Source organism: Niastella sp. (genome assembly GCF_045805085.1).
In the GTDB taxonomy this organism is placed as follows: Bacteria; Bacteroidota; Bacteroidia; order Chitinophagales; family Chitinophagaceae; genus Niastella.
This window is the reverse complement of sequence record NZ_JBJMLX010000356.1, coordinates 1-2,110: the sequence shown is the minus strand read 5'-3', so window position 1 is coordinate 2,110 and position 2,110 is coordinate 1. Positions and strand designations below refer to the sequence as shown.

Here is a 2,110-nt window from a genome sequence, read left to right as displayed (position 1 = left end):
TGCAGGTGTGCAGGACGCCGGTGTAAATTTCGCTAACCAAAGCACCTGGGTAGCGTATGATTCCGCTGCTGTAACTCCTGAGTTACTGCAAAACACTGTCCGTTCCATTGGGTATGATTTGGTGATTGATAAAGAAAATCAGCATGACGTGAAGGAAGAAGCGCAGCGCAAACATTATCGTCAGTTGAAACAAAGAACAATCTGGTCGGTGGTATTATCATTACCGATTGTTATCATTGGTATGTTCTTTATGAACATGCCTTATGGCAACTGGATCATGATGGCCCTGGCCACGCCGGTGGTATTTTTTCTGGGACGCAGTTTTTATGTAAATGCCTGGAAGCAGGCAAAGCACCGCAAAGCCAATATGGATACGCTGGTGGCACTCAGTACCGGCATTGCCTGGTTGTTTAGCACATTCAATACTATTTATCCTGAATTCTGGCACCAGCATGGACTGCATGCCCATGTGTATTTTGAAGCAGCGGCGGTAGTAATTGCGTTTATATCACTCGGCAAGCTGCTCGAAGAAAAGGCCAAATCAAATACCTCTTCGGCTATTAAAAAACTGATCGGTTTGCAGCCCCAGACAGTCATGCTGGTCGACGGGTCAGGCAATACACAGGAAATTCCCATTGCTCAGGTAAAAGTAGGTGACCTGTTGCTGGTGAAACCTGGCGAAAAAATTCCGGTAGATGGCAAAGTTGTCAGTGGTGAATCATATGTTGATGAAAGTATGATCACCGGTGAACCGCTTGCTGTTGCCAAAAAAAGTGACGATAACGTTTTTGCCGGTACTATTAATCAAAAAGGCAGTTTCCGGTTCCGGGCAGAAAAAGTAGGCGCAGATACCCTGTTGGCCCATATTATTAAAATGGTGCAGGAAGCACAAGGCAGTAAGGCGCCGGTGCAAAAGCTGGTAGATAAAATTGCAGGTGTGTTTGTTCCTGTTGTAATAGGTATTGCCATCCTTACTTTTATTTCCTGGATGATATTGGGTGGTAATAATGCCTTCACACATGCTTTGTTAACATCAGTTACTGTACTGGTGATTGCTTGTCCTTGTGCGCTCGGGCTGGCTACTCCTACAGCTATTATGGTAGGTGTTGGCAAAGGCGCAGAAAACAATATGCTGATAAAAGATGCTGAAAGTCTTGAACTGGCTCATAAAGTAAACGCTGTAATCCTCGACAAAACAGGTACCATTACCGTAGGTAAACCAGCGGTGACAGATATTTTCTGGAACAACGGTGATAACAAACATACATATATACAATCTGTTCTATATTCACTGGAACAACAGTCAGAACATCCCCTGGCCGCAGCAGTGGTAGCTCATTTAAAAGAAGCCGGGGTTAAACCGGTAGCGTTACAGGATTTCCGCAGTCTTACCGGACAAGGCGTAAGAGGTGTATACGAGGGTTTGACATACTATGTTGGTAACAGGAAGCTTATGAATGAAAACCATATTGCTATTGACCAGCAATTGGAAGCGCAGGCGGATGAATGGCAACAAGATGCCAAAACAGTAATCTATTTTGCTGCCAGTGGCCAGTTGCTGGCGATAATGGCTATTGCAGATAAAATAAAAGACAGTTCCGCAGCCGCTATTGCATCCTTACAACGTGATGGCATAGAAGTATACATGCTCACAGGCGATAATGCACATACGGCAGCAGCAGTGGCGAAGCAGGTAGGAATTAAAACCTATAAAGCAGAGGTATTACCTTCGGATAAAGCAGCCTTCGTAAAAGAATTACAAAAAGCAGGAAAGATAGTAGCCATGGCAGGTGATGGCATCAACGATTCGCAGGCACTTGCCCAGGCTGATGTAAGCATTGCCATGGGCAAAGGTTCTGATATTGCGATGGATGTTGCAAAAATGACGCTTATCACTGCTGATCTGAACAGCATTCCCAAAGCGCTTAAACTTTCCCGTAAAACGGTACGTACTATCAAACAGAATCTCTTTTGGGCCTTTATCTATAATGTGATCGGTATTCCGGTTGCTGCCGGCGTGCTTTTCCCGGTGAATGGCTTTTTGCTCGATCCCATGATTGCGGGTGCAGCCATGGCGCTTAGTTCAGTAAGTGTTGTCAGCAACAGCCTT

1 protein-coding gene is annotated in these 2,110 nt (G+C 45.1%); it reads left to right on the top strand.

From position 1 onward, the window contains the following. On the top strand, positions 1-2,110 hold a 2,110-nt coding region (locus tag ACJ751_RS18515; protein WP_407747004.1), incomplete at both ends, for a heavy metal translocating P-type ATPase.